The organism is Desmonostoc vinosum (assembly GCF_059505385.1).
Map to the genome: position 1 here is coordinate 1 of NZ_JCACKM010000054.1, position 24,612 is coordinate 24,612.

Annotated in this window: 27 protein-coding genes, 1 pseudogene and 1 CRISPR repeat array; of the genes and pseudogenes, 19 read left to right on the forward strand and 9 right to left on the reverse strand. The window is 39.3% G+C overall.

The annotated features are described in order from the left end of the window. Window positions 1-393: 393 nt before the first annotated feature. Window positions 394-660: a hypothetical protein gene (locus AC5JMF_RS09460; RefSeq protein ID WP_495795454.1), complete on the reverse strand. Its 267-nt coding sequence runs from the start codon at window positions 658-660 to the stop codon at window positions 394-396. Window positions 661-783: 123 nt separating this feature from the next. On the opposite strand from AC5JMF_RS09460, the gene fabG reads away from it, so the two are divergent. Then, a complete protein-coding gene (fabG, locus tag AC5JMF_RS09465; RefSeq protein ID WP_495795455.1) occupies window positions 784-1,479 on the forward strand; it encodes a 3-oxoacyl-ACP reductase FabG in 696 nt (231 codons plus the stop codon). A 138-nt stretch (window positions 1,480-1,617) separates the two neighbouring features. Here fabG and AC5JMF_RS09470 read toward each other — a convergent pair whose 3' ends face one another. From AC5JMF_RS09470 to AC5JMF_RS09485, 4 genes and pseudogenes are all read right to left on the reverse strand, one after another. Beyond that, entirely contained in the window at window positions 1,618-2,793 is a 1,176-nt protein-coding gene (locus tag AC5JMF_RS09470; RefSeq protein WP_495795456.1) for a homospermidine biosynthesis protein, read from the reverse strand. A 161-nt stretch (window positions 2,794-2,954) separates the two neighbouring features. Then, window positions 2,955-3,248 carry a DUF2442 domain-containing protein gene (locus tag AC5JMF_RS09475; RefSeq protein ID WP_495795457.1) on the reverse strand — a complete coding sequence of 98 codons (294 nt, stop codon included), beginning with the start codon at window positions 3,246-3,248 and terminating at the stop codon, window positions 2,955-2,957. Window positions 3,249-3,251: 3 nt separating this feature from the next. Beyond that, window positions 3,252-3,461, reverse strand: a pseudogene (locus AC5JMF_RS09480) (DUF4160 domain-containing protein); the annotation flags it as partial. A 33-nt stretch (window positions 3,462-3,494) separates the two neighbouring features. After that, on the reverse strand, window positions 3,495-4,361 hold the full coding sequence (locus AC5JMF_RS09485; RefSeq protein WP_495795458.1) for a WYL domain-containing protein: 867 nt from the start codon (window positions 4,359-4,361) through the stop codon (window positions 3,495-3,497). Between the two features lie 169 nt (window positions 4,362-4,530). Between AC5JMF_RS09485 and AC5JMF_RS09490 the strand changes: the two genes are divergently transcribed. From AC5JMF_RS09490 to cas5d, 10 genes are all read left to right on the forward strand, one after another. Then, on the forward strand, window positions 4,531-4,791 hold the full coding sequence (locus AC5JMF_RS09490) for a DUF433 domain-containing protein (RefSeq protein WP_495795459.1): 261 nt from the start codon (window positions 4,531-4,533) through the stop codon (window positions 4,789-4,791). Further along, the gene (locus AC5JMF_RS09495; protein ID WP_495795460.1) at window positions 4,788-5,174 is read left to right on the forward strand and encodes a DUF5615 family PIN-like protein; all 387 of its coding nucleotides are present in this window, start codon (window positions 4,788-4,790) and stop codon (window positions 5,172-5,174) included. The genes AC5JMF_RS09490 and AC5JMF_RS09495 overlap by 4 nt, the downstream gene beginning before the upstream one ends. Beyond that, entirely contained in the window at window positions 5,171-7,348 is a 2,178-nt protein-coding gene (gene cas3 / locus AC5JMF_RS09500; RefSeq protein WP_495795461.1) for a type I-D CRISPR-associated helicase Cas3', read from the forward strand. Before AC5JMF_RS09495 ends, cas3 begins: the two co-directional genes overlap by 4 nt. Window positions 7,349-7,628: 280 nt before the next feature. Beyond that, window positions 7,629-7,832, forward strand: coding sequence for a hypothetical protein (locus AC5JMF_RS09505; protein WP_495795462.1), 204 nt, complete (start codon window positions 7,629-7,631; stop codon window positions 7,830-7,832). Window positions 7,833-8,044: 212 nt separating this feature from the next. After that, on the forward strand, window positions 8,045-8,290 hold the full coding sequence (locus AC5JMF_RS09510) for a DUF433 domain-containing protein (RefSeq protein ID WP_495795463.1): 246 nt from the start codon (window positions 8,045-8,047) through the stop codon (window positions 8,288-8,290). 2 nt (window positions 8,291-8,292) lie between these two features. Continuing rightward, entirely contained in the window at window positions 8,293-8,652 is a 360-nt protein-coding gene (locus AC5JMF_RS09515; RefSeq protein ID WP_495795464.1) for a DUF5615 family PIN-like protein, read from the forward strand. Window positions 8,653-8,694: 42 nt separating this feature from the next. After that, window positions 8,695-9,297, forward strand: coding sequence for a PDDEXK nuclease domain-containing protein (locus tag AC5JMF_RS09520; protein ID WP_495795465.1), 603 nt, complete (start codon window positions 8,695-8,697; stop codon window positions 9,295-9,297). 17 nt (window positions 9,298-9,314) lie between these two features. Further along, on the forward strand, window positions 9,315-12,602 hold the full coding sequence (cas10d, locus tag AC5JMF_RS09525) for a type I-D CRISPR-associated protein Cas10d/Csc3 (RefSeq protein WP_495795466.1): 3,288 nt from the start codon (window positions 9,315-9,317) through the stop codon (window positions 12,600-12,602). Window positions 12,603-12,653: 51 nt separating this feature from the next. Continuing rightward, window positions 12,654-13,670, forward strand: coding sequence for a type I-D CRISPR-associated protein Cas7/Csc2 (cas7d, locus tag AC5JMF_RS09530; RefSeq protein ID WP_495795467.1), 1,017 nt, complete (start codon window positions 12,654-12,656; stop codon window positions 13,668-13,670). Then, complete coding sequence (gene cas5d / locus AC5JMF_RS09535) at window positions 13,670-14,374, forward strand: type I-D CRISPR-associated protein Cas5/Csc1 (protein ID WP_495795468.1); 705 nt, start codon at window positions 13,670-13,672, stop codon at window positions 14,372-14,374. Before cas7d ends, cas5d begins: the two co-directional genes overlap by 1 nt. On the opposite strand, the gene AC5JMF_RS09540 is transcribed toward cas5d, so the two are convergent. Beyond that, a complete protein-coding gene (locus AC5JMF_RS09540; RefSeq protein ID WP_495795469.1) occupies window positions 14,375-14,788 on the reverse strand; it encodes a hypothetical protein in 414 nt (137 codons plus the stop codon). A 119-nt stretch (window positions 14,789-14,907) separates the two neighbouring features. Here AC5JMF_RS09540 and AC5JMF_RS09545 point away from each other — a divergent pair, with 119 nt between their 5' ends. From AC5JMF_RS09545 to AC5JMF_RS09575, 7 genes are all read left to right on the forward strand, one after another. Then, window positions 14,908-15,528 carry a 2OG-Fe(II) oxygenase gene (locus AC5JMF_RS09545; RefSeq protein WP_495795470.1) on the forward strand — a complete coding sequence of 207 codons (621 nt, stop codon included), beginning with the start codon at window positions 14,908-14,910 and terminating at the stop codon, window positions 15,526-15,528. Further along, window positions 15,518-16,363, forward strand: coding sequence for a CRISPR-associated endoribonuclease Cas6 (gene cas6, locus AC5JMF_RS09550; protein ID WP_495795471.1), 846 nt, complete (start codon window positions 15,518-15,520; stop codon window positions 16,361-16,363). The genes AC5JMF_RS09545 and cas6 overlap by 11 nt, the downstream gene beginning before the upstream one ends. A 53-nt stretch (window positions 16,364-16,416) precedes the next feature. Next, on the forward strand, window positions 16,417-17,007 hold the full coding sequence (gene cas4 / locus AC5JMF_RS09555) for a CRISPR-associated protein Cas4 (RefSeq protein ID WP_495795472.1): 591 nt from the start codon (window positions 16,417-16,419) through the stop codon (window positions 17,005-17,007). Window positions 17,008-17,113: 106 nt separating this feature from the next. Continuing rightward, the gene (gene cas1d / locus AC5JMF_RS09560; RefSeq protein ID WP_495795473.1) at window positions 17,114-18,118 is read left to right on the forward strand and encodes a type I-D CRISPR-associated endonuclease Cas1d; all 1,005 of its coding nucleotides are present in this window, start codon (window positions 17,114-17,116) and stop codon (window positions 18,116-18,118) included. Between the two features lie 52 nt (window positions 18,119-18,170). After that, complete coding sequence (cas2, locus tag AC5JMF_RS09565; protein WP_495795474.1) at window positions 18,171-18,443, forward strand: CRISPR-associated endonuclease Cas2; 273 nt, start codon at window positions 18,171-18,173, stop codon at window positions 18,441-18,443. Between the two features lie 257 nt (window positions 18,444-18,700). Beyond that, window positions 18,701-19,683: a CRISPR direct-repeat array (repeat unit 37 nt; unit sequence GTTTTAATTAACCTAAATCCCTATTAGGGATTGAAAC). Between the two features lie 18 nt (window positions 19,684-19,701). Next, a complete protein-coding gene (locus tag AC5JMF_RS09570) occupies window positions 19,702-19,869 on the forward strand; it encodes a hypothetical protein (RefSeq protein ID WP_495795475.1) in 168 nt (55 codons plus the stop codon). Next, complete coding sequence (locus AC5JMF_RS09575; protein ID WP_495795476.1) at window positions 19,866-20,228, forward strand: Dethiobiotin synthetase; 363 nt, start codon at window positions 19,866-19,868, stop codon at window positions 20,226-20,228. The genes AC5JMF_RS09570 and AC5JMF_RS09575 overlap by 4 nt, the downstream gene beginning before the upstream one ends. A 273-nt stretch (window positions 20,229-20,501) precedes the next feature. Here the strand turns inward: AC5JMF_RS09575 and AC5JMF_RS09580 are convergent, their stop codons facing one another. Further along, on the reverse strand, window positions 20,502-21,110 hold the full coding sequence (locus AC5JMF_RS09580) for a hypothetical protein (RefSeq protein ID WP_495795477.1): 609 nt from the start codon (window positions 21,108-21,110) through the stop codon (window positions 20,502-20,504). A gap of 126 nt (window positions 21,111-21,236) precedes the next feature. Between AC5JMF_RS09580 and AC5JMF_RS09585 the strand changes: the two genes are divergently transcribed. Next, window positions 21,237-21,572 (forward strand): EamA family transporter, encoded by a 336-nt coding sequence (locus tag AC5JMF_RS09585; protein ID WP_495795478.1) that lies wholly within the window; start codon window positions 21,237-21,239, stop codon window positions 21,570-21,572. 362 nt (window positions 21,573-21,934) lie between these two features. On the opposite strand, the gene AC5JMF_RS09590 is transcribed toward AC5JMF_RS09585, so the two are convergent. Together AC5JMF_RS09590 and AC5JMF_RS09595 are read right to left on the reverse strand one after the other, a co-directional pair. Continuing rightward, window positions 21,935-22,759, reverse strand: a complete 825-nt coding sequence (locus AC5JMF_RS09590; RefSeq protein WP_495795479.1) for a glycosyltransferase family 2 protein — start codon at window positions 22,757-22,759, stop codon at window positions 21,935-21,937. Window positions 22,760-22,969: 210 nt separating this feature from the next. Continuing rightward, on the reverse strand, window positions 22,970-23,959 hold the full coding sequence (locus tag AC5JMF_RS09595; protein ID WP_495795480.1) for a polysaccharide deacetylase family protein: 990 nt from the start codon (window positions 23,957-23,959) through the stop codon (window positions 22,970-22,972). Window positions 23,960-24,612: the final 653 nt, after the last annotated feature.

Below are 24,612 nucleotides of genomic sequence, written 5' to 3' on the forward strand. Positions count from 1 at the left end.
GAACGAAAAAATAGGTTTTTTCAGACTGAATATGAAAAACCTACCCTTGAAAGCTGCTCCCTCCCCCACTGCTTTTTCACTTTTCTATTAAAAAGCCTGGCGATAATTATCAGGCTTTTTAGTTGGGCTATATTGTCAAAGGTTATTTATGAGACGTGATGCTTATATCCCCCGTCATTCATGCGGGGGATATAATCGAATGTGCCTAATTTATTAGGATTGCTATAGAAGTGATTTATAAACCAATACGGTTCAGTTAAGGATAATTGTAGGTTGGGTAGAGCGATAATAAAACCCAACAAAGCTGCGAGAATGTTGGGTTTCGTTCTTCAACCCAACCTATGCAAAATCAGATTTTTAGCCCTAACTGAAACGTATTGGGTTTAATGTTCTTTAATGTTCCTCACTGCGCTGAGTTGCTGGGGTTTCAACTTCTAGGTTATCTCCTTGTTGTTTTACTGAAAAGTCTTGTTCACTCTTGGATGTTTGAGCAAGTCCAGCAGCACCAGCAATAGCTGTTCCAGCTAAACCAAGCCCAGCAGACCATTTAGCGTCAGAAATATTTGGTGAAACAATTACAGCAATACCAACTGCAGCTCCAATAGTTGCCAAAAACATAGGAGTTAAAGCACGAATTACTTCTGGATTAAAAGATTTCATAGAGATTAGTTATTAACAATTACACTTAAATTAATCAACAGCTAAGCGGGCATTTACGCAAAATACAGCAGGGAACGCTTAACAGGGAACTGAGAAATAAAAGTTTTCAAGGGTGTGAAACTAATGAAAGGCAAACAAGTTTTATTGACAGGTGGCACTGGTGGACTTGGTTTAGGAGTGACACCAGCGGTGATTGCAGAAGGTGCAGAGGTGACAATTCCCTACCGTAACCCCAAGGAAATTGAACGCCTCAAACAATTTATCCAGCCTGCCGATTTTGCCAGAATTCACTTTGTTTCTACTAATTTAGAGGATGAAGCTTCAGTAGAAAATCTGATTAATCAGATAGAACGAGTGGATGTATTGATTCACTTGGTAGGTGGCTTTTCAATGGGAAAAACTCACGAATACAGTTTTGACAGTTGGAAACACGAGTTTAATTTAAACCTAAATACAACTTTTTTGACTTGCAAATATAGCCTGAAAAGCATGTTGAAACATGGTTATGGACGCATTGTAACAGTGGGTTCTAAAGCAGCTGTAGAACCTGCTGGTCAATTAGCAGCATACTCTGCTGCTAAAGCTGGTGTGGTTGCGTTGACAAAAGCGATCGCAGATGAGACTAAAGGTACTAATATCACTGCAAATACTGTCCTTCCTAGCGTGATTGATACCCCCAGCAACCGCCAAGCGATGGGTGCAGAAAATGCTGACAAGTGGGTAAAACCCCAATCTCTAGCTCAAGTCATCTGCTTTTTAGCCTCAGAAGTTGCTAAAGATATCCGTGGTGCAGCAATTCCTGTTTACGGGAATATTTAAAGAATGGGGAGTAGGGAGTAGGGAGTGGGGAGTAGGGAATTGGGAGTGATGTTAGCGGTAGCGGGGCGTTTAGCCCGTGAGGAGTGAGTGTTAGTTATTTCTCCCCTGCTCCCTGCCCCCTGCCCTACCTCATCCCTCTTACGGGCTGTTCGGAATCAGCCTACCGCAGGGATATGTTGCTATTTGCTGTGAGGCACTCTCAGCCATTGCTGATGGAACTTTGTCTGAGGGTTGGGTTTTGGCTGCTAAATAGTCTGTACGTAGTTTGTCTAACATGGCTTCGCGTTTGTCATACAGCCGCTTGAGGGTACGAGGTTGGCACTTGTTCATCACGTATGCTGTTACCAATGGTAGGGCGATCGTGCTGTCGGTGTAACAAACGATGGTGTCGGGTAATTCTTCGGGGTCGATTTTACCCCAACTGACAGCTTCTGAGGGTGTTGCCCCTGACAAACCACCAGTATCTGGGCGAGCATCGGTAAATTGCACAAAGTAATCGTGTCCTCGTTCTTCTAATCCTAATACCTCGTGAATCTGCGGTTGGGTTTGTAGCAAAAAGTTTTTAGGACTGCCACCACCAAGAATTACAGCCGCACTTTTACCTGCTGATTCACGAGCATTGTAGGCGATCGCAGCTGTTTCGTTCACGTCAATAGAAGGATCTAAGACTAATTGCGAACCTTCTAAGGCTAAAGCAGCTACATTCATCCCAATTGAGCTATCCCCAGGAGAAGACGTATAAATTGGCACGCTATATTCATAGGCTGTAGCTAGCAGGCAGGAATGCTGTACTCCCAATTGTTTTTCTATTTCGTGGACATATTTGCCCAGTAAATGATGAAATTCTGCTGTTCCCATCCGTTTTTGGAAAGGTTCTGCTTGTAAAATCTTGCGGATAAAAGCGTCAGTCTCTAACAACACATCGTAGCCAAAAATAATGTCATAAATACGGATGGTGCCTTCTTGACGCAGCTTCACATCATCTAAAAACGGATTACCCGCAAACAGTTCAAACCCCAATCCATAGTGCATGTCATGATAAAGATTAGCACCAGTACTAATCATCCAGTCAATAAAGCCATTGCGAATTAAAGGTGCTAAAGCAGAAACACCAAATCCGGCTGGTGTCATTGCACCGGAAAGGCTGACTCCTACTGTGACGCCTTCTGTTAGCACATCGCGACTCAAAAGTTGGCAGATTTCCCGCAAACGCGCTGAGTTGTAAGCAGTGAAGTAATTATCAATCAAATCCACCACACCAATATCGGTTGATATGGGTGTAGGTGCAATTTTTTGACCCAGCTTTTTAGACATTTTGCACTCCTGAACAGTAAACATGCGCCGGATCTAATGTTATCTAGCTTTCAGTGCAAGTGTCAGCAAAACTTTTTTCACTCCTTAGTTTTGATATCATATAACTGGCAGAGGGTGAGGAGTTTTTGTTTGAGGCGATCGCTTACATTCTCTGGTAATCTTCAATCAGCAGAATTAGCCGAGAATGTACTAAGCCGATACTGAGGAATTGGTTGTTTAGTAATCAAAGAATAAATTACATCTGGGTCGAGGTCAGCTCCCGATTTCCATTGAATTGTGCCATATTCAGGATTGACTTGAACTGTAGCAAAATAATCATGATCTTGCAAAGGGGCAAATACACCTGTAAATTTGATAATTTTGCTAATATCAACTACTCCTTTAGTACCATCTTCAAAGCAGACATACAGTTGATAGTTTTCTCTGGGTTCAACCGCAATAATATCTTTAAGCATAATTTACTCCAATGGGGAAATTTTATTTAAAGTTTGATTATCTCTGGCTAGTTCCCAATCTTCTATCAGTTCCACTTGATGCATCAATGCCCATTCTGTTACCAGTTTAAAAAGTCTAGGTGTCAGTTCACCTTCCAAAACTTCTAAGGTTTGGATACTGACTATGGCCTTTTGCTTGTTGTAACGAACATGAAAGTGTGGTGGTGGATGGTCGTTATAAAAAAACGACTAATTTATGGCATTTTCTCACTCCCTAGTTTCTATATCGTACAACTGACAGAGGGTGAGGAGTTTTTGTTTAAGGCGATCGCGTACACTCTCTGGTAATATCACTACACAATCTGGTGCGTATTGCATTACTTCGCGGCTAAACCAAAATGTACTCGATACTCGCCTGATAACTCGCTTGACTCGCGGTTTATCTGGTAGCCATTCATTAATATCATCTTCTGGTTTAACTTGATAGGCAAAAGCCAAACCAGAAAATAAGTGCATTTCTACTTTTATTTCATCCAAATTAGTACGCCACTCGCCATAAATTAAAGTTACAGCCGCATCTGTAATTCTGTCTAATCGTAAACTCCAGTTATGAATTAGTTCTGGGATATCAAAGTTTCCTTCTGTTTCTTCGCACCAACAATCGAGATATTGCCGCTTTTCGTGGGGTGTGATTTTGGCATGGCGTACAGTAAAGTTTAACAAACGCCCCGCCGCATCTTGATAAGAAAGCTGAAATGGCTGCTGACGCAGGATGTAGTTATCTATTTGCAAACGCCAAGCTGGGGGAAGATTCTCTAGGAAACGTTCGATTTCGTTTCTTAGCGGTATTGATAATTCGCTACGTTCGAGAAGTAAGTTGGCAATGATTTGGGCTTGTTCAATTTGTCCAATGTCTGTTAATGCACCAATACACCTATGTAATGCGCGGATGCGTGATTCTTTCCAATTGTTATTGTTACCGATGAGTAACTTACGTTGAGCGATCGCTTCTATTAATTTGGAGATATTCGGGCGATCGCCCCACATCATACCAAATTCTAAGGCGATCGCTTCTAGTTCGGCTTTATCGCGTTCTGATATCGACAGAGTAATAGATTGACCTTTTCGACTCATAAAGTGTGTCCGTATACTTTATACATTTACTCTCTTGCCAACTTCTATTTTGCGTGCCAATATAGTTTTTAACAACCAGTTACGGACACTATTTAAGTGTAAGTCCGAATATAAAATTAGGAGAAAAGGATTCATTGAGAAGAATTACGACAAATTTGGAGAAGCTCCAATGACTAAGGACAATTTACTATCCCGAATTTCCATTGATCCAAATATTTGTTTCGGTAAACCTTGTATTAAAGGTCATCGTATATGGGTTAGTTTAATTCTCGACCTTCTAGCAAGTGGAGAAAAAATAGAGACTATTTTGGAAGAATATCCTGGTTTAGAACGAGAAGATATCTTTGCTTGTATTGCATACGCTGCGGAGATGACAAGAGATAGCTATGTAGAAATTCCTTTAGGATTACAAAAAGAATCAAAAAAGTGAATATTAAACTTGATGAAAATCTTGGTAGTCTGCGAGTAGCTACATTATTACGTCTTACAGGACATGATATTGCTACTGTCCGAGAACAAGGTTTAATTTCAACTCACGATGAAGAATTAATTGATATTTGTCAGAGTAAGAATAGGTGTTTAGTAACAATAGATAGAGAATTTGGAAATCGTCTTAAATATATTCCTTCTCACTATAGAGGAATTATAGTCATTCGTTTATCACCCCGCCCTACTTTTGAAGATTACCGTACAGTTACAGAAACTCTAATTGCTGGACTTGAAGCAGCAGATGTGACTGGTAAATTATGGATAATCCGACAAGGGAGTATCCAGGAATATCAAGATATTGAAGTGGAAGGAAAAGACAAATGACAAAAGTATACAATATTACTCTCAAGCCTGTTTATTCTCAAACCGTCCCAACACCCGACGGAGTGCAACTACCAAAAAATTGGTCGCTTTCTTGGCATCAAGCAGCGACTTTGGAAGCATTGCGCGATCCAAATATTGACGTAGTGTTTAATACAGCGATGACTGGTGATGGTAAAAGCTTGGCTGCTTATTTAGAAGTTCTTCAAGGAGAAGGTTCTGCTATTGGCCTTTACCCAACTAACGAACTCGCACGCGATCAAGAAACGCAGATTAAAGGATATATTGAGAAATTTAAGCCAGAAAATCAGCCGCGTGTAGTACGTCTTTCTGGCGCTGATTTAGAAATTTATGCAGAAAATGAAGGATTGAAAAAAGGAGCTGCGATCGCAACTCTCACTAACCAAAGAGAAGCCTTACTTACCAACCCTGATATTTTTCACTACCTACATCGTGGGGCTTATATAATTCGTGGCGATAGTCCCGATAAACTATGGGGCAGAATTGATAAAGATTTTGACTTATTTATTTTTGATGAATTTCACGTTTTTGCTGCTCCTCAAATCGCCAGCGTGATTAACACAATGTTGTTAATTCGCTGTACCAATCGTCGCAAAAAATTTCTATTTCTGTCAGCTACCCCAGATAAAAATTTAATTGATAGATTAAAAGTAGCAGGATTTCGTTGTCAAGAAATTAATCCGCTTGAAGCAAATAAATATCAGTTTTCTGATATACCAGAGCAAGGGCAGCAATTGGAATCTCAGGAATGGCGGCTAGTTGCAAGAACAATTTCGCTGAATTTTATTCCATTGGAACCTTCTTTTAAAGCTTCTGAAACTTGGTTTAGAGAAAATAGTGATTTAATTTTGACTCAGTTTCAGCAGTATCCAGGAAGTAAAGGTGCAATTATTTTGAACTCAATTGCAGCAGTCAAGCGCCTGACTCCATTTTTTCAAGAACTTTTACAGCCTCATGGCTTAAAGGTAGGAGAGAATACGGGACTTTCAGGAAAAGTAGAAAAGGAGCAAAGTCTAGCGGCTGATTTGGTTATTGGCACTAGCACAATTGATGTAGGGGTTGATTTTAAAATTAATTTTTTAATGTTTGAATCGTCGGACTCTGGTACTTTTATCCAACGATTGGGACGATTAGGAAGACATGATGAATATGAAAAAGATGGTCAAAAAATTAAGTTTGAAAATTTCACAGTTTATGCTCTTGTTCCTAATTTTTTAGTAGAGCGTTTATTTCAAGTAGATTCGCCACCTTTAATTGTAAATAGTATTTACGATCGCCCCTCTTTTCACAACATAATTAGAGAGCAATATCGCAAAATCAACGATTTTCACGGCTATTATCGTCGCTGGGGGGCTGTACAGTCATTTTACTTGTTTTGGAAATTAGGCGATCGCACAATTCAACAACAGTATGCACAAAGCCGAGAGAAGTTTCAACAAGCTTGTGAGGAGGTTTTTGAAACTAGTTTAAAATCTTTAGGTGGACGCATTTCAGGATGGGCAAAAGATTGGCAAGCAATTTCAGGTAAATCCGGGAATCCCATTGCTGAAGATGCTTATAATTTTCGTGGTTCTAGCTCTCTGCAATGTGGATTGTATGATTTAACGGAAAAAAATGAGGTAGACAGATTTAAAACCTATGATTTACCGGGTATTTTGGGCAATTTAGAAATTGAAATGTGGACGGAAGCAGCATTTATACGGACACTCCAAGAAACCGCCCAACGCACCGGACAACCCATCGCTAAAGGTAGATTTGATCACTGTCTAGCATTTATGAAGTTGCGTGACTACCGCGAGGAACGGCTGAACTGGAAGTTTACCTACTCTGGGGACTTGCAGCCAATAGCCGATGCTTGGAAAGTTCAGGTTTTAACAGGTGTGGAAATTTGGCAACCAGACAACCACTGGATTGGAGGAATTAACAAACGTTTGAAAAAAGAGGGTTTGGTTTGTTACGTGATTCGCCGTCCCGTGGCTGAAGTGCGGATGCGGCTAAGATTGCCGATGCATTTTCAGATTTACCCAATTAGCGATCAGTATAGCTTTCATGATGTTAGTGCAAGTTGTGCGATCGCTTTTGGTCAATCTGCACTGCTGTTGGATACCTTGGCGTACACGTTTAAAAGCAAAGGAGATGAGATATGGGTTGTTTGAGGTTTCAATCCCTGATAGGGATTTTGGTTAATGTGACGGAGAATAAGCTTACGCCAGTAAGTTCAGACGTATTTGTTTCAATCCCTGATAGGGATTTAGCTCACTTTTTCTGTAGTGAGTCTCCGTCTACATCTTAAGACTAACAAAAATAGAGGAGGTAATAACCGCTATCTAGTTCTGACATATTTAACAAGTCAAATAAGTCTATAACTTATTGTCTTGACAGTAGCTATCGTTTTGGGTAGCGTCTAATCATATAGTAGTCAAACACAATAAATAAATGAAAAAGCGCAAAAAAACAAAGGTTGAACTTTTGATTGAAGTTCTGCGGGATGGTGCATGGCACTTGGGCGATGAACTAGCTGTAAAAGTTGGTTATCCCTTTGCAGATGCCCTTAAGAAAGCTCGCACACTAGGTTACGAGATTGAGACAGCTTGGGCTGGAGTTGGTCAAAAACATAAATACCGATTAATAGCAGTGTAAACTCTCTGTGGTTTATGTGGAATTTTCTTCATATAAACAGAAAATCTCTTATCAGAGAGAGAAGCTCATAATAGCTTGCGGCATTAAGTTCAGGCGTAAGTCATCTCAACCCCCAGAAGCGTTCAGCTGATGGCTGGTATGAGTATAGCTAAAAAGCAAACTTCAAGCAGTAAATCTTAACTGACGCTTCTCTCTCTGTTTTGAGGTAAACCATGAACGAGCAACAACTTTTGGAAAGAATTACAGTCAACCCCAAAATCTTTGGCGGTAAACCAATTATTCGAGGTCGTCGTTTGGCGGTTGAACACGTTCTAGAAATGTTAGCGGCCGGAGATACAATCGAAATTTTGCTAGAGGGTTATCCCTGGTTAGAAAGGGAAGATGTACTAGCCTGTTTAGTCTATGCTCGTCGGCTTGTAGGCCACGAGCGAATTGAACTAATACCTGTGGAGTCTTAATAGTGAAGGTACTTGTAGATACTTGTGTGTGGGGAGGAGTACGTGCAGATTTAATAGCCGCAGGTTATGACGCTGTTTGGACTGGAGATTGGTCTGAAGATCCAGGAGACGAGGAAATTTTGGCAACAGCTTACCGCGAAAGTCGAATTTTGATAACAAGAGATAAGGACTTCGGAGAGTTAACAATTGTGCGTGGGATTCCCCATTGCGGCATATTGCGCTTAGTCAATCTCAATTCCAGACAGCAATCATCAGTTTGTTTGCAAGTACTTGCGCTTTATGGAAATGAATTAGCATCTGGTGCAATTGTAACTGCTGAATTAGGTAGGGTGAGAATTCGACCAGCCGCAAGCGATAACTGAAAAATTCACAAATTTGAAAAAGCCATAACATCAATTTCAGTTATGAGTAACCCCATTTCAGACACTTACAGACATTTACTAATGGAAATAAAACAGCGTATTCGTTCAGCCCAGTACGAAGCCCTCAAAGCAGTTAATCGTGAGATGATTAACCTCTACTGGGACATTGGACAGATAATTGTTACTCAACAGCAAGGTGCTAGTTGGGGAAAATCCGTAGTAGAACAGTTAGCAAAAGACTTACAAGCAGAGTTTCCTGGAATTAGCGGATTTTCTGCTCGTAATATTTGGAGAATGCAAGATTTTTACCTGACTTACCACTCGAAAGAAATTCTGCCACCAATGGTGGCAGAAATTGGATGGACTCACAATATAGTCATTTTAGAGAAGTGCAAAGATGACCTAGAACGAGAGTTTTATCTGGCGGCTTTGGATGATTTATCTCGACTACCAGACGAAAACCTCTCAATCGGAATTATTCTTTGCAAATCCAAAGATAAAACTATTGTTGAGTATGCATTGAGAGAATCAAATAAACCAATTGGTGTAGCTACTTATCAAGTAGTTTCAACAGTGCCTCAAGAACTAAAAAATCAGCTTCCGGCTCCAGAGCAAGTTGCCAAATTGCTAGAAGATGTAGAGTAAAAAATTGGAATTATAAAATGACTAATGATGAAGATTGGTTATCAGGCGATTTTGGATTTGATGGTAATTCTTCAGACCGCACTATCGAAACCCAAGCAGAATTACTCAGTTTAAAACTACTACGCGAAGCAATTCAGGCACAAAATCCTGATGATTCGGTAATGGCAGATTTTGCTGAATATGTGTTACCAAATCTCTTACGCATAGCAATTGGTGTAACTGCTAAAGGTGGAAAGTATTTTGATGCCATCGATCAGCAACGAGAAGCCGCAGGAAAAACTAAAGTCAGACGAGATAATGCTGCTGATCAATCATTGAATACACACTTATTAAATGGATTATTCCCAGCTAATTTAATTGAGAGACGGTTACAGCAACTCGATACAACAGTCCGACGAGTGGTGAAAGAAAGAGAACGACGGTTAGTGATTGCTGGGTTTATTTTACATGACTTTGAAAAATTCCCTGACGTGCCGAATGATTGCCGTAAATTGCCATTAGCAGAACATCGTCCAATTATTGATAAAAAAGTTTGCCAATTAGGACTGGATAAATTTATCAATCCAAACAATCCAGAGGCTTATCAAGAATATATTGATGATTTATTGTGCATGGCTTATAATGCACAAAGTCGCTGGGATACTAACTGGAACTTTTCGGAATTTGGGTTGAATCCAGTATTGCGCGATCGCACTCTGCGACAACTATCAGGTTTAACTTTATTAGCTGACTCTCTCGCCTCAATTGTTAAACATCCCCAAGATGCAGAACACCCGAAACTTAAAGAAGTTCTCCACTTTTTAAGTGATGGACAGTTGAAATTCACCTATCACAGTATTGCTGAGAATCGGGGCGTTTTAACTAATGTAGTTAATAATTCTTTAATTCAGGCTCATACAAGTCTGAATACTGATGGAAATATCTACTATGAACCTTTGTTATATCTGCCAACAGGTGTAATTTATCTGGCTGCGCGTAATGCTCCTGCAATATCGCCGTCAGATTTACCAGACCGAGTAGTGAACAATATTAAATCTCTTTGTGCAGGTCAATTACGTCTTAGACAAACGGGATTTGGTAGAGATGGTAAAGGTATGAAATATGCTGAATATTACAATTTATTTTTTGATTCTTTAGGCTTAATGCAAGTGGCTTTAGATGCAACATTACGCATTTTAAATACTAATAAAGCTTCTGTTGCTAAAAGCCGTAGTGATAACTTAGTCAAGTTTCAGCAACAAAATGTTTTACCAGCAGATTATGATTTTAAATTTGCTGATGATATCCGTATTGACCAATTAGCAGAATTTGGAGATTTAATTAGCCGCAAGATTTGGGAGGAAACTGTAAATCGGATTGAAGCAGCTAATAAGAAAGACAAAAAATCGCCAGTCGTTCCTCCTTTAAACATGACTCATAAAGTTGCAGAATTTTGGAATTTAGCAAAATATTTACCTGCAATTCGAGAAATTCAGCGTATTAACGAAAGCCTGAAGGAAAATAAATTAAAAGGGAATACTGGCGGAGTACCTTACGAATGGTATTACTTAGCAGCTAAATATCTTGAACAACATCCAGGTGTTGAAGATGTTAGAGAAACTTGTCAGCAAGTCATTCATTACTTAACAAGCTTAATTTCTCCAATACTTGCACAGTATGAATTACCTGATGGTTGGGATGATTTAAGGCTTTGGGTATCAAGAGTTGTGATGTTATCTAGTGCAAATCAACAGCTATCAGCTAAAACTCAATTTGATACATTCTTAAGTGAGTTGGGTAACTATAATGCTGCTAAAAAACCGGGACGTGGACGGCAATTAATCTGCTCAATTTCTCATTCAGCTTACACTGTTACTGAGCAGATGGAATCAGCAGTTTTATTTACGCCGCAAGTTTATACAAACAAGCAAATGTTAGGAGGTTCTAATGCCAAGCGCAATATCTCCAGTATTGCAGGTGTGGAGATGATGCTCAGGCAAATATTAATGAATCAAACTCAAGCTGTAGGTAAAAGATTTGAAGATGGCAAATATCGCTATCTCTATTTTTATCCCACTTATTATTTCACACCTGAAACTAACAAGTTTTTGCAGAAAGCTTACAGTGGTATTGCTCAAACTCGCTTTGATACCAGCGTTCGTAATCATTTTATCAGCAAGGATTTACAAGCTAATTTTGAACGAGAAAAATACCAAAGTGTAGATACTTTCTTAATCGACGAAAACCTCCAGCCTGAAAAAGACCGCACATTTAAGCTTTCCTATCCTGAAGACCAGCCTTTAACATTCTACTTCATGGCGCTGCCACCAGGACGAGACAGCACAGATACAGAATCTTGGGTAATGCCTAGTTGGTTAGCGTTTGCCTTCCCGATGATTTTAGATGTTAAAACTGTGGTTTCAGAGTCACCAATTCCACCTTTTAATGATGGTGCAGAATTTGAGGAAAGCGTTTTCCTCGATAGTGCGCCTCATGCTTTCCGTGCATTAGTAAGACGCGATCGCTTCCGTCTTGACTACATTCTTGAAGGCTGGAATGAAAACAGTATCCAATATCCAGCGCCTTTAAATGTCCTTACCGCCGCCTATGCTATTCACCTTGATGTGAATGCTAGACAAGGTAAAACTGGTTACGATGCCAACTGGGGGAGATTTACAGAACTAGCAAAAGATTTTGAAACCAGTCCTTTGTACGTTTTCTCTTACCTCAATCGCTGGGTGCGTAACCAAGGAGTAGAAACAGCGCGAATTGAGAAAATTAGGCTTTATGCCTATCACTTTTATCCTTGTTTTGACCCTTGTGTGAAATATGACAACAATATGGAGCAATTAATTGTGGGAGAAGTATCAAGTCTAAATCATCCCAAGAAATTAACAGATTTGTATCGGAGATTTTACAGAGCTAATAAGCGTTATAATCCCAAATCTAATGCTGTGTTGAAACCAATTGATATTGCAGCAGAAACTATACTCAAAGCTGAGTCAAGCGTGTTTCAAGGAGATACATTAGTTGCGGCTGTTGCAGCAGAAGTTTTTAAACTCATGGATCGCGTTCATTCTTCTACTGCTGAAGGACGTTGGGTGATGAGTAAACGCGAGGAGGAACGGCAAGCTGTTTTAGATTTTGCACGATATTTTGTAGCGGAGGTGTTTGAAAAATCATTTGCAGGCGATCGCGCTCGTTTAGCAGGCCGACAAATCAACTTAATTCGTGATACTTGTGAGTTTCTTTACCGTTTAGAAGACGATAAAGAAAATGCAGGTAAAGACGATAAATCAACTGAATCTACTGATGACGACAATTAATAAGTCTCATCTTGCTTAAACAATTAGTAAATAATTCTGCGGAGATAAATTATGACAATTCTAAAAACTGTTGAATCAAAGTTATTTCAATCTGAAATTCCCTACAAACCAATGGGTAAATATGCCCATTTCTTGACAATTCGCATCACTGAATCTTATCCTCTATTTCAGACAGATGGAGAACTAAATAAAGCACGAGTAAGAGCCGGAGTAAAAGACAAAACTACAATTAGCCGACTGTCAATGTTCAAGCGCAAGCAATCTACTCCAGAGCGTTTAGTTGGTCGAGAATTGTTACGTAACTATGGCTTGATGACTGCTGATGAATGCGAATATAACGTGAATTTTGCAATGGATAATCCTGATTGCATTATTTATGGTTTTGCTATTGGTGATTCTGGTTCTGAAAAATCAAAAGTTGTAGTAGATACGGCATTTTCAATTACAGCTTTCGATGAATCTCATGAAACATTCACCCTTAATGCTCCTTTTGAAAATGGCACAATGGCTTCTAAGGGTGAAAATGGTTCTAAACCGGGTGAAGTCACCAGCCGAATAAATCAACAAGACCACATCAGACCTCAAGTTTTCTTTCCTAGTATTGTCACCCTGAAAGACCCTACTGAAGCTAGCTTTCTTTACGTTTTTAATAACATCATGCGTACACGCCATTATGGAGCGCAAACAACCCGTACTGGCCGCGTTAGAAATGAGTTAATTGGTGTTGTGTTTGCAGATGGAGAAATTACTAGTAATCTGCGTTGGACTCAAGCAATATACGACCAAATGAAGGCTAACAATACTCTAAATCCACCCGATCCTCTGGATGAAGATGATGTAATCACTGCTGCTAAAAGTGCAATTGAGGCGTTAATGGCTGATGAATTTATAGTTCATACTGATTTCATTGGTGATGCTTTTGTATCCCTAATTAATGAAGTCAAAACTTTAACAGGAAGTGAAAAAGGAATCAAAGAAATTTTGCAAAAAGCTGATGCTGAAGCTAAAGTTTATGCAAGTAAGCATATCACTAAAAAGAAAACTTCTGCTAAAGCGGGGAAAGAGTAATGGTATTTATTTACCGTTGTCAATTAGAGTTACACGACAGCCTCTATTTTGCAACTCGTGAAATCGGCAGATTATACGAAACAGAGCCAGTAATTCATAATTATGCTCTCTGTTATGCACTGGGTTTAGTTGATAGCACAGTCTACTCTACTACCGTTGCTGAAGAACATTCTTATCGCTATTTTTGCCCTGAACAAGTACCAAAATATGAGGAGCATTTAACGCCGCTCAATCAACAAGAAATTTATGTAACTCCGGCGCGATCGCTCAACCATTCTGCTATCCTCAACACATGGAAGTATGCTAACAACAACTACCATGTTGAGATGGAGAAAACCCAAAAAAATATTCCTAGTTTTGGTAGAGCGAAAGAAATAGCACCAGAAAGTAAATTTGAGTTTTTTGTGATTACTCAAAAAGAACTTAAGTTACCAAAATGGATTCGTTTAGGGAAATGGATGAGTAAGGCTGAGGTAACAGCTGAACCATTAACTAAACCTAAAACTGCCGAAGGTTTATTCACCTGTACATATCCTTTAAATCCCTTAGATGTCATGTTTACTAATCAAGTTATTAGCTATGATGTGGTAAACATGCCTCCAGTTAGTTTAATTCAGAATGTGCAAATGCGAGGTCAATACTATAATTTTGATGACAAAGAGGTAAAACTTCCAATTCGGATGGCATATCGTTTTAAAGGTTAATCACTTCCCGAAACCGGAACTACGCTTTTTCTTCTTTGCAGACGCCTGCGCCAGCAACTCGGCGGCAAAACCTGCTTGATCTTGCAACATTAACTTACGAGTTCGCTGGCGTTGATACTCTTGTACTTCTGAAGCTAAGGGATGATTTGAATCAATCTTAAGATGAGTAATAGAAATAACATAGCGTTCTTTATTTTCTGGATTATGTGCTTCACTGACTAAACCGCACATAATCCCGCCTTCATCTCCAGAATAGCCAACGAAATCAATCTCAAACTCCCGATTAGGATCAGCATCCTCTCCTCGTTGCTTTAATGTCTTCAAAAATGGTTTTCCTGCGCGTGCTTTAATTGGTAAGCTCTCTTTTAATTTTTCAGTTAGTGCTTTTGCTGCATTATAATTATCAATTCTCATTGGTATTTCTCCCTATGCAGTCTTTTTTCACTTAAAAGCATCTTACTATCACTACTCCACAGTCTTAAACTTTTAAATACCACATTCAGCGATCGCCCCCCCATTCTCTCACATCCACAGTGAAACACTATCAACAACAACCCAACGCCTTCCCCAACAATTACCTCAACGACTTATGGGGAGAAATCCAAGCTTGTCCTTACTTTGCTGTCAACAACCTCAACCGCGATTTTGTTGGTACTAAGGGATTTTCTGTGGTGTTCAGGCGATCGCACCTCCCCACAGTAGAACAACAGTTCCCCTATTTCAAGCCATACCTCGATTTAGCTCTCCAACCAAGTTGTAATGCATTTTACCTCAATCCTTTACAACTAAAGGAAGGCTCCCGCGTCGATCCGCACATTGATCGTTCTCTGCGTTCCTATTGTAAAACTATTGATCCGCCTGCACTTGTCAGTGTTCTTTATGTGCGTGTACCTGATGACATGGACGGAGGAGAATTGGTATTGCGATCGCATAAACGTCAACTTGGGCAAATTAAGCCGCAAATTAACACCCTAGTCTACTTTCAAGGTGATTTAACCCATTCTGTCAATGCCGTCAAAACACAGGGAAATCGTTTAAGCTTGGTTTGTGAACAGTATAGTTTGGATGAAGCTGAACTTCAGGAAATACCGCACTTTACTGTAGAGTCAAGAAGCACTCAGTATACAAGTAAAAAACGAAAGTATGCCTCATAGCTTAATATTAAACTTATTACCACAGTCACCCATTCCACCACAATATCTCACTGGTAGACATCTGCACGCCCTATTTTTAACCCTGGTTAGTTCTGTAGATAGAGAATTGGGCGATCGCTTGCACGACTCCACCGCCGACAAAGCTTTCACTCTCTCTCCTCTACAAGTAATGAGAGGACAGGAACGCAGTCAGTATAAATCAAAATCTGGTATGCCACTGCAATTCTCGCATCAACAACCTATCCCTACTGGTACACCTTGTTGGTGGCGCATCTCTTTATTAGATGACACTCTCTTTAGCCAACTAACGCAACTATGGCTTAATCTTAATCCCAATCACCCTTGGCATCTTGGCCCAGCCGACTTGTACATTACCAGCATTCAAGGTACACCCCAATCTACCCAACCTTGGGCGAATGCTTGCACCTATGCTCAATTGTACGAGCAAGCAAGCGATCGCAATTACTCTATTAATTTGACCTTCGCTACACCCACAGCCTTTCGCCAAGGACAGTATGATAATACTCTCCCTACTAGAGAATGTGTCTTCAACTCTCTGCTTTCACGGTGGAACAAATACAGTGGTATAGAATTTTCTCACATTGCTGTCGAGTCAATTTTTCCCTCTTTTATCAATATTCGCACAGAAATTATAGCTGATTCCCGCAGCAAATTTATTGGCATTGTCGGCGAAGTTAGTTATCGATTATTAGGAGAAATTGAACCAATACAAATTAAACAACTTAACGCCTTAGCTGACTTTAGTTTGTATGCAGGAATCGGACGAAAAACAACAATGGGTATGGGAATGGTACGTAAATCAATTAAAAATTAAAAATGAATAATCCATACTTCTACGTTCTGCATTTTAATAACTGACAACTGACTATGGACACTGAATATATTCCGATTGCGGCATTGAATCAATATGCCTATTGTTCGCATCGTTGCTGGCGGATGTTTTGTGTAGGTGAGTTTACAGATAATCAATACACAATTGAAGGCACTACTTTACACGATCGCGTTCATACTCCAGGCGATGTGCAGCGAGAAGAAACTTGGCAAATTAGGGCAATTTGGCTGAAGTCAGAAAAATACAAACTTATCGGTAAATCTGATTTAATTGAAGCCGAAAACGGTCAATTTTATCCTGTAGAATACAAGCGGGGGCGCAAAGGTGAATGGGATAATGATGAATTACAAGTTTGTGCCCAAGCATTATGTTTGGAAGAGATGACAGGACAAAATATTACAACTGGATATATTTACTATGCTCACTCTCATCAACGCCAATTAGTAGAGATTAACCAAGAGTTACGGCAAAGTGCGATCGCGACTATTCAAGCTGTCACAAATCTTTTAGAAACTGGAATCATGCCAAAAGCAGTTTACAGCAAACGCTGCAAGGGATGCAGTTTGTATTTGCAATGTCTACCCCAAGCTGTAGATAAAGTCAGAAATTATCAAGAAGCTAACTAATTTTTCAGCTTTGCAATTGTACTAAAAAAATTATCTTGCTCTGGTAATAAAACCCGTGCAGGCTGATGTTGTTTGCTTAGTTACAGACTTTTAATAGGATGAAATTATGGGAACAGTTTACATTACACAAGATGATTCTTTTATTGGTAAAACTGATGAGCGTCTGAATGTTAAATTTGATAAAAAGACAATTTTAGATGTACCTTTGATTAAAATTGATGGTTTAGTAGTTATGGGACGAGCAAGTATTTCTCCTGCCGCGATCGCAGAACTAATCAATCAAAAAATTCCTTTAACTTTTCTCACTACTACAGGTAAATATATTGCTCGTTTAGAACCAGAGATGAGTAAAAACATTTTTTTACGTTCAGCACAATGGAAAGCGGCTGGAGAATCAGCACAAGCTATTCACGTTACCCAAGGTTTTGTCAGAGGTAAACTCAAAAATTATCGTTATGCTTTATCACAAGCACAGCGTCGTTATCCAGAACTAAATTTAAATGCTGGTATTACTCAAATATCGAGGGCGATCGCATCCATCGATCAAGCCACATCAATCGATTCTATCAGAGGTTTAGAAGGTGCTGGTAGTGCTGCATATTTTGGCTGTTTTAATCAACTAATTCGCGTTGATAATTTCAACTTTACTACCCGTAACCGTCGTCCTCCTGTAGATCCAGTCAATTCTCTTTTAAGCTTAGGCTATTCCTTATTACGTCACGATGTTCAAGGTGCTTTAAATATTGTTGGCTTCGACCCTTATTTAGGATACTTGCACACAGAACGCTATGGAAGACCCTCCTTAGCATTAGATTTGATGGAGGAATTTCGACCTTTGATAGTAGATGCTGTTGTTCTCACAGCTATTAATCGCCGCATGTTAGCACCAAAAGACTTTATTATCGAACCCGTTAGTGGTGCAGTTTCACTTACTAAAGAAGGTTTACATATTTTCCTGCGACTATACCAAGAAAAGAAGCAAGATAAATTTAAACATCCTGTAATGCAGCAACAAAAAAACTATCAAGAATCTTTAGAAATTCAAGCGCGTTTATTAGCTAAATATTTGCTCAAAGAAATTGATAAATATCCACCTCTAATCATGAAATAACATAACTCTCATTCCCCATTCCCTACTCCCCACTCCCCACTCCCTACTTTCTATGTATGTAGTGATTTCTTACGACATACCAGAAGACAAGAGGCGTACCAAAATTCACAAGATCCTCAAATCTTATGGACAGTGGATGCAGTACTCTGTCTTTGAGTGCGATCTGACACCAACTCAGTATGCTAAACTGCGATCGCGTCTTGCAAAAGTCATCAAGCCAGACCAAGACAGCATTCGCTTTTACTTCCTTTGCGCTTGTTGTCAAGGCAAGATTGAGCGCATCGGTGGTGAAATGCCTATCGACACCACAGTGTTTTTCGCTTGAGGTTGGTGTCAACCAGTAGGTGTTTTTCAGACAAGACAAGATTTTGTGCTTGAAAAGCCTATCCTCTCTAGCTTTGAATCCTCTTTGAGGAGTTCGGAGGTTGACACCACCACCCCAAATGCTTACCAGAATTGCTTTTGAGGTTATTTATCATTCTTGCGATCTTGACAACCAAACCTCTGAAAAGGTATCTTAGCTATAGGTTGCCACTATTGAACCTTGAAAACCAAATATATCAAGGCTTGCAGACCCCGGCCGTTTTAATTAACCTAAATCCCTATTAGGGATTGAAACAATACGTCTGTTAATAACATATATTTTCCGTCTACTGTTTTAATTAACCTAAATCCCTATTAGGGATTGAAACCAGCTTTCTCCCCGCGATTAAATTTGGATGCAACTCGTTTTAATTAACCTAAATCCCTATTAGGGATTGAAACAGAAGAACTAGGCTTACTAGTACTGTGATTGATTAAGTTTTAATTAACCTAAATCCCTATTAGGGATTGAAACGTATACAGAGGTTTTTGAAAGGGCGATCGCACGAATGTTTTAATTAACCTAAATCCCTATTAGGGATTGAAACATGCTTGGATTCATCCCCCTGGTAGATCAGCACGCGGTTTTAATTAACCTAAATCCCTATTAGGGATTGAAACCTGTTTATGGCTCCGAAAAGATTTTTTACACTCCTGTTTTAATTAACCTAAATCCCTATTAGGGATTGAAACCACCACCTAAATTGATGAAATAAACTTGTGACTTGTTTTAATTAACCTAAATCCCTATTAGGGATTGAAACTTGTTGTATTGGTGTAGCGTATGACGTTGCTATGGAGTTTTAATTAACCTAAATCCCTATTAGGGATTGAAACACCCCGTCTTTGAACACGGAAAACTCAGATTTACAGGTTTTAATTAACCTAAATCCCTATTAGGGATTGAAACGTGCTGGTTGTGCTGGCTTGATTGGAAAAACGGTTTTAATTAACCTAAATCCCTATTAGGGATTGAAACATCGGCATTCCAATCAACAGATACGGTTAGCAAATCGCTAGTTTTAATTAACCTAAATCCCTATTAGGGATTGAAACTGATAATCCACAGGATTATCAAGAAGGATTACATTAATGTTTTAATTAACCTAAATCCCTATTAGGGATTGAAATAGGCTAGGCACGGATGTATCTTCAAGGCTAAGACGTTTTAATTAACCTAAATCCCTATTAGGGATTGAAAAAACAATAAAAAATGACTTATGAAACTACGCCGACATCATAATAACAAAGGTTTACGCCAAATAAAAAGAGGTAGAACCATAGCCCAAGTAAAAGCGATCGCTCATCGTTTAAATGTCAGATACGGCAGTTACCCAGCAATCATCACTCCCCTCAAGACCCGAATCTGCGCTACTCTGGATACATGAATTACGAAACAGCTCGCAAATTCCTCATAGACCAGACGATCGCAACTGAAGAAAGCCCAGATGCCCTCTTAACGCGTTTAAAGCAGGGGAAATCGCCAGTACCGGGTCAGATAACTTCGATTTTGTTGGCGTTGAAAGTGGTATTTGAAGCTCTCAAAGATGCCTCTAGTCTAGATAGAGAACTGGTTTTAGCCTTGTATCAATTAAGCGTTAAAGCACAACAATTTTTTTCCGCAGGTCGCAAAGCCGGAATTGATTGGCCACCCCTACTAAAGGAAGATTTACTCCGAATTTCCCTAGCAGCTGAAAGTATCTTTTCTGGACAGTGGCAAACTCTCACTTCCATGGGATTAAGTTGAAAAGGACTGGGCACTGGGGACTAGGGACTGAGAAAAACAAGTAAAATTTTGGCGGTTGAAGGAAAAATATTTAATCCCCTGTTAAGCGTTAAGCGTTCCCTTCTTCAACAGACCTCTTGCAAAAGTCGGATACTCGCCAGAAAATAAATTTTCTGGCTGATACTCAAGTCGGTTGAAACCGACTAATAACAGTATTTTTAGTCCGTTTCAACGGACTTTTGCTATTAGGCAGAGACTTGAGTCTCTGACGGTTCAAGTATTTTTGCAAGAAGTCTAACGAGTTCGCAATTCAGCTTGCAACTTATCTAAGTCGGTTTTGAGTAAAATAGTCATCTGACCAGTGAAAGCTTTACCTACTTTGGGTTGGGCAATTTCTACCCAGTAGGCGTAGCGATCGCCTACTCGTAATTCTCCCTGCAAAGCCTCTTTAATGGGGGTCTTAGCATGACGCGCCGAGTTAATTGCACTTTGGTTAGGATACTGGTAAATTACTTGAGCGCGCTCATAATCTTGATAGATATCAAAACCATAAATTACCCGCAAAGATTCTTGGAGGCGCTGAAAAGTCATGCCATTAATGGCATCATACATACTAAAGCGCTCACTACGGATGATACTACGGTCTTTGGCAAATGCTACTTTACCAGGAGGTAGAACCGACGCTAAAAAAGTAAATCTTTGAGCTGCTGTATCACTTTTTTGGACTAACAATTGCTCTCCACTTCTGGGACGAAGTGTTGGATGTGCCTTAATCCAAGCACTGACTTCCTCTGTACTTTGCCCTGGTAAAGCATTAGCTTTAGAATCAAAAAGTGTTCCCACACATAGCCAGGAGACAGAAATAGGTAGAATCAAAAAATTAAGCAGAGGTTTTTTAAGCATTTTTCTATACAGTACTTACATGACAACTCCCTCTAAAGGGATAACCATAGTTTTCCCGTTTTATAAGAAAATTATTTCAAGCAATATAAAATTTATCAATTGTCAGTTGAATTGAGGAATAATAGGGTGAATTATTATCTAGCTTTAGTAACTTCAATTATTATCGGTATTGGCGGACAGATTAGTCTCAAAGCTGGTGCTGTTTCAAGTTCTGGTAACAAAATAAATTTATTTTTACAACCCTATGTTTTGGTAGGATTATCGTCCTATTTTGTTGCTGCTTTATTTTACATATACGCTCTTAAAAAGATACCAATTTCTGTAGCTTATCCCAGTGTTGCAATTAGCTATGTTGCTGTATCCTTCTTAGCTCACTTACTTTGGCAAGAACCTTTTGGAGTTAAACAAATTTTTGCTTTATTGTTAATTTGTCTTGGTATATTCACATTGAATCATCAATAAAAGGACTGGTTATAAGGGGGAACTAAGAGGTTGTTTGAAAAGTGTTTTGCTGTGACTTTAGGCACTTTTCCCCCCTTAAAAAGGCTAACGTGTACACACAAGTATGGCCAGCATAGATTTGAACTGTTCTAGTGGTGTTGTCGGGTGTGTTATCGGGCCAGCGTAACGCACTGTAAATCTTTGACGGTGCGTTAGGACTACCGTCTATAACGCACCCTACCAAACTACCAAGCTCAAATCTTTTATAGATAGTGTTTTTCCGACTTGTGTGTACACCGTAGCTTAAAAAGAGGGGAACCGGAATCAAAGTCTCCCTTTTTAAGGGTAGCCACTGCCGTCTTGGGGAGCCAGGCCGATTGTTGTTAATGACGAGCTGCCGCTTCGACTGGAATTTTTAGTGGTTGGTGATTTTTGTATACTTTAAATGAATTATTGCTTGTTTGGGAAAACCAAATATTTTTTGACAATATTTTTAGCGTTTGGACAATAGTTTTAAGTACTTTCATTTTACTAGCAGTCGGCTTTTGATCGTATCTCAAAACCATGGGAACTTCAGTAACTTGAGGGTTGAAGAGTTTTGTTTTCAAGAGTAAATCTATCATGCAAGCAAAGCCTTTTTCTGTGAATAAATTATCACGATAATACTCAAAGAGATTAACCAGCAAAGAGCGATTATAGATTCTATATCCACAAGTATAATCTTTAACACCGGATATAGGAGCCATAATTCTAAATAGCCAACTCACTCCATAACTCATCAACATTCTAAATGTTGATAAGCCAATAACTCTAGAACCTTTCTTATATCTGGATGCGATCGCAATATCACAACTACCAGCCACGATGAGGTTATACATCTTGATGAGTAGTTCTGGTGGTTGAGTATTGTCACAGTCCATAGTGGCTACAAAATCGCCTTCTTGAGAAACCTCCAAAAAGGTTGTCAAACCCGTTTTGATTGCTTGACCCAAGCCAGCATTTTGGGAATGTTGTACTAATCTGAGTGATATACCTAGCGAGTGCGATTCATCTAACGAGGTTTGAGCAGTTGTATCAGTACTACCATCATCGACAAGAATCAATTTGATATCTATGTCGCAGAGACTCTGCAATGTCTGAAACCTTCTGAACAAGGGAGAAATTGACTGTTGTTCGTTGTACGCCGGTAAGAGAATAAAAAGACTCATAAGTTCCTCTACTTGATAATTTGAATCAAAAAACAGTGAGCAGTGACAGAATCCTGCTGAACCTCATTTCTAAGCTAATCGTCATTAAAATTACATATTTGCGTCCCCGCATGTTTATAGCGGTTTGAAATATGCAACTTGAAAGCGCATCAGCTTAGAAGTAACCTATTTGAGTGAAGATTATTTAGACCTCAATAACTGTTGAATGCTTTACCGTGTAAGTTCTGGCTCTTTGTTAGGTATTAATATCGATTGCCTCGTCAGGAACTGGGCATGTTGTCCGACAGTCAAAATAGTGAACTGACTCTTTAAAAGTTTCAGCCCATTACGCAATACCGCTAACTTCTTGTAGGTGGGGATGTTCATACCGGGAAAAAATGATAGTTCTGGTACATCCTCTTGAGTTAAAAAATCTGTCGGATGTAGTAGTAAAGAAGGCTGAGTGCCAGTAAGTTTACACAGCCAAAGGGCAATCCGGAAGTAAAGCAACGCCAAAGCCGGAGAAAATCTACTCAGATACATTAAGTAGCTGAAGTGAATTGGCACCTTGAAAATCGGCATAGTGGTGACGGGAATCTCAATTAACTTATATGCACCTATGCACCATTGGTAGGGTTTGAGGCTTTGCAAACCGTCTTTAAAGCTGCCAAATAAAGCTTTGCGTTTGGTGCGTTCTTCTTTGCTTAGCTTGCAGGTCATCATAAAGTAAGCTCGTGCTATCGGCCCCAAGAATGTGGGAAAAGTCGAAGCATTGTATTGATACCTATGTCGTGCTAAGACTCGTAAGACTGTGGGAGAGAGGCTATATCCAGGCGCACGGAAGCCAATAGGACGTTGACCAGTGGCTTGCTGGATATACTTTTGGGCTAGTGCTAGTTCTTGCTCAACTTCTTCGTCTGAATATAGACGTAGCCAAAGATCGTGGTTAAAAGAGTGATTGCCAATTTCGTGACCTTCAGCAGCGATAGACTGTAACACTGGTTGGTTCTTTTTAACTGCTGCATCCTGTCCTACAACAAACACTGTGATGGTTAAATCTAGCTGTTGGAGGATATTTAAAAAACGAGGTACCACGATATCTAGATAAGAAGGTAAGACTTGCCAACTTGGATCACCATAATCTTTGAGATAAGACCAGAGATTATCCAAGTCTAGAGAAAGACTAGCTATTGGTTTATTGATCGGTGATTTAGGTTTCACGATTTGTTTTAAAGATGTAGCTGGCTGTGCAGATTTATGACATCTTTCATTGCAATTAAGTATTAGTACAAGTTCGTCGTACTAACTAATTTTTGTTGAATGATGTTGAATAATTTAGAGGGTATTGGGTTGATAACGGAGCGTTTGTTCCTACGTAGAAGACCCAAAAATAATTTATTAAAATTGCCCTAATCAAAAGTCAAAATTCTACAAAGAGCCACACATCTATTCATCAATAGAAGTGCGTTAAATTAATTAAAAATTAAATGCTTTACCGCCTGCTCAAATTATCAAACAGACATCCATGTAATACCTGTCGCGCAAAAAAAAATAAACTTTGAACCGCTAAATTTAAAACGCTTTTTAACTTAAGTTAAGTACAGTGGCGAGATCCTAACTTTTTGTTGAATTTTCCTTGCTGCACTTAGTCCAGATGCAAATTATTGCATTTGCATCTATATATGAGGGCTGTTTATAGAATCTAACTATAACAATACATATATTTAACTAATAAATCAATACCTTTCCAGTAAATATACGTGACTTTTTTCAAAACTCCGATACCAGTATCACATCATTGCATCAAAATATATATTTTTTTTGTGGGAATATGTAAAGACTTTTCAAAAAGTTTTAATTCCCTATTCTGGCTT

Coding starts and splice junctions, on each gene's coding strand:
- AC5JMF_RS09575 (WP_495795476.1), top strand. CDS start 19,866: ATGAATTACGAAACAGCTCGCAAATTCCTCATAGACCAGACGATCGCA.
- cas6 (WP_495795471.1), top strand. CDS start 15,518: ATGCCTCATAGCTTAATATTAAACTTATTACCACAGTCACCCATTCCA.
- AC5JMF_RS09475 (WP_495795457.1), bottom strand. CDS start 3,248: ATGCTTAAAGATATTATTGCGGTTGAACCCAGAGAAAACTATCAACTG.
- AC5JMF_RS09505 (WP_495795462.1), top strand. CDS start 7,629: ATGAAAAAGCGCAAAAAAACAAAGGTTGAACTTTTGATTGAAGTTCTG.
- cas5d (WP_495795468.1), top strand. CDS start 13,670: ATGGTATTTATTTACCGTTGTCAATTAGAGTTACACGACAGCCTCTAT.
- AC5JMF_RS09580 (WP_495795477.1), bottom strand. CDS start 21,110: ATGCTTAAAAAACCTCTGCTTAATTTTTTGATTCTACCTATTTCTGTC.
- cas4 (WP_495795472.1), top strand. CDS start 16,417: ATGGACACTGAATATATTCCGATTGCGGCATTGAATCAATATGCCTAT.
- cas7d (WP_495795467.1), top strand. CDS start 12,654: ATGACAATTCTAAAAACTGTTGAATCAAAGTTATTTCAATCTGAAATT.
- AC5JMF_RS09485 (WP_495795458.1), bottom strand. CDS start 4,361: ATGAGTCGAAAAGGTCAATCTATTACTCTGTCGATATCAGAACGCGAT.
- AC5JMF_RS09460 (WP_495795454.1), bottom strand. CDS start 660: ATGAAATCTTTTAATCCAGAAGTAATTCGTGCTTTAACTCCTATGTTT.
- AC5JMF_RS09540 (WP_495795469.1), bottom strand. CDS start 14,788: ATGAGAATTGATAATTATAATGCAGCAAAAGCACTAACTGAAAAATTA.
- AC5JMF_RS09590 (WP_495795479.1), bottom strand. CDS start 22,759: ATGAGTCTTTTTATTCTCTTACCGGCGTACAACGAACAACAGTCAATT.
- cas1d (WP_495795473.1), top strand. CDS start 17,114: ATGGGAACAGTTTACATTACACAAGATGATTCTTTTATTGGTAAAACT.
- cas3 (WP_495795461.1), top strand. CDS start 5,171: ATGACAAAAGTATACAATATTACTCTCAAGCCTGTTTATTCTCAAACC.
- cas10d (WP_495795466.1), top strand. CDS start 9,315: ATGACTAATGATGAAGATTGGTTATCAGGCGATTTTGGATTTGATGGT.
- cas2 (WP_495795474.1), top strand. CDS start 18,171: ATGTATGTAGTGATTTCTTACGACATACCAGAAGACAAGAGGCGTACC.
- AC5JMF_RS09570 (WP_495795475.1), top strand. CDS start 19,702: ATGAAACTACGCCGACATCATAATAACAAAGGTTTACGCCAAATAAAA.
- AC5JMF_RS09490 (WP_495795459.1), top strand. CDS start 4,531: ATGACTAAGGACAATTTACTATCCCGAATTTCCATTGATCCAAATATT.
- AC5JMF_RS09510 (WP_495795463.1), top strand. CDS start 8,045: ATGAACGAGCAACAACTTTTGGAAAGAATTACAGTCAACCCCAAAATC.
- AC5JMF_RS09470 (WP_495795456.1), bottom strand. CDS start 2,793: ATGTCTAAAAAGCTGGGTCAAAAAATTGCACCTACACCCATATCAACC.
- fabG (WP_495795455.1), top strand. CDS start 784: ATGAAAGGCAAACAAGTTTTATTGACAGGTGGCACTGGTGGACTTGGT.
- AC5JMF_RS09520 (WP_495795465.1), top strand. CDS start 8,695: ATGAGTAACCCCATTTCAGACACTTACAGACATTTACTAATGGAAATA.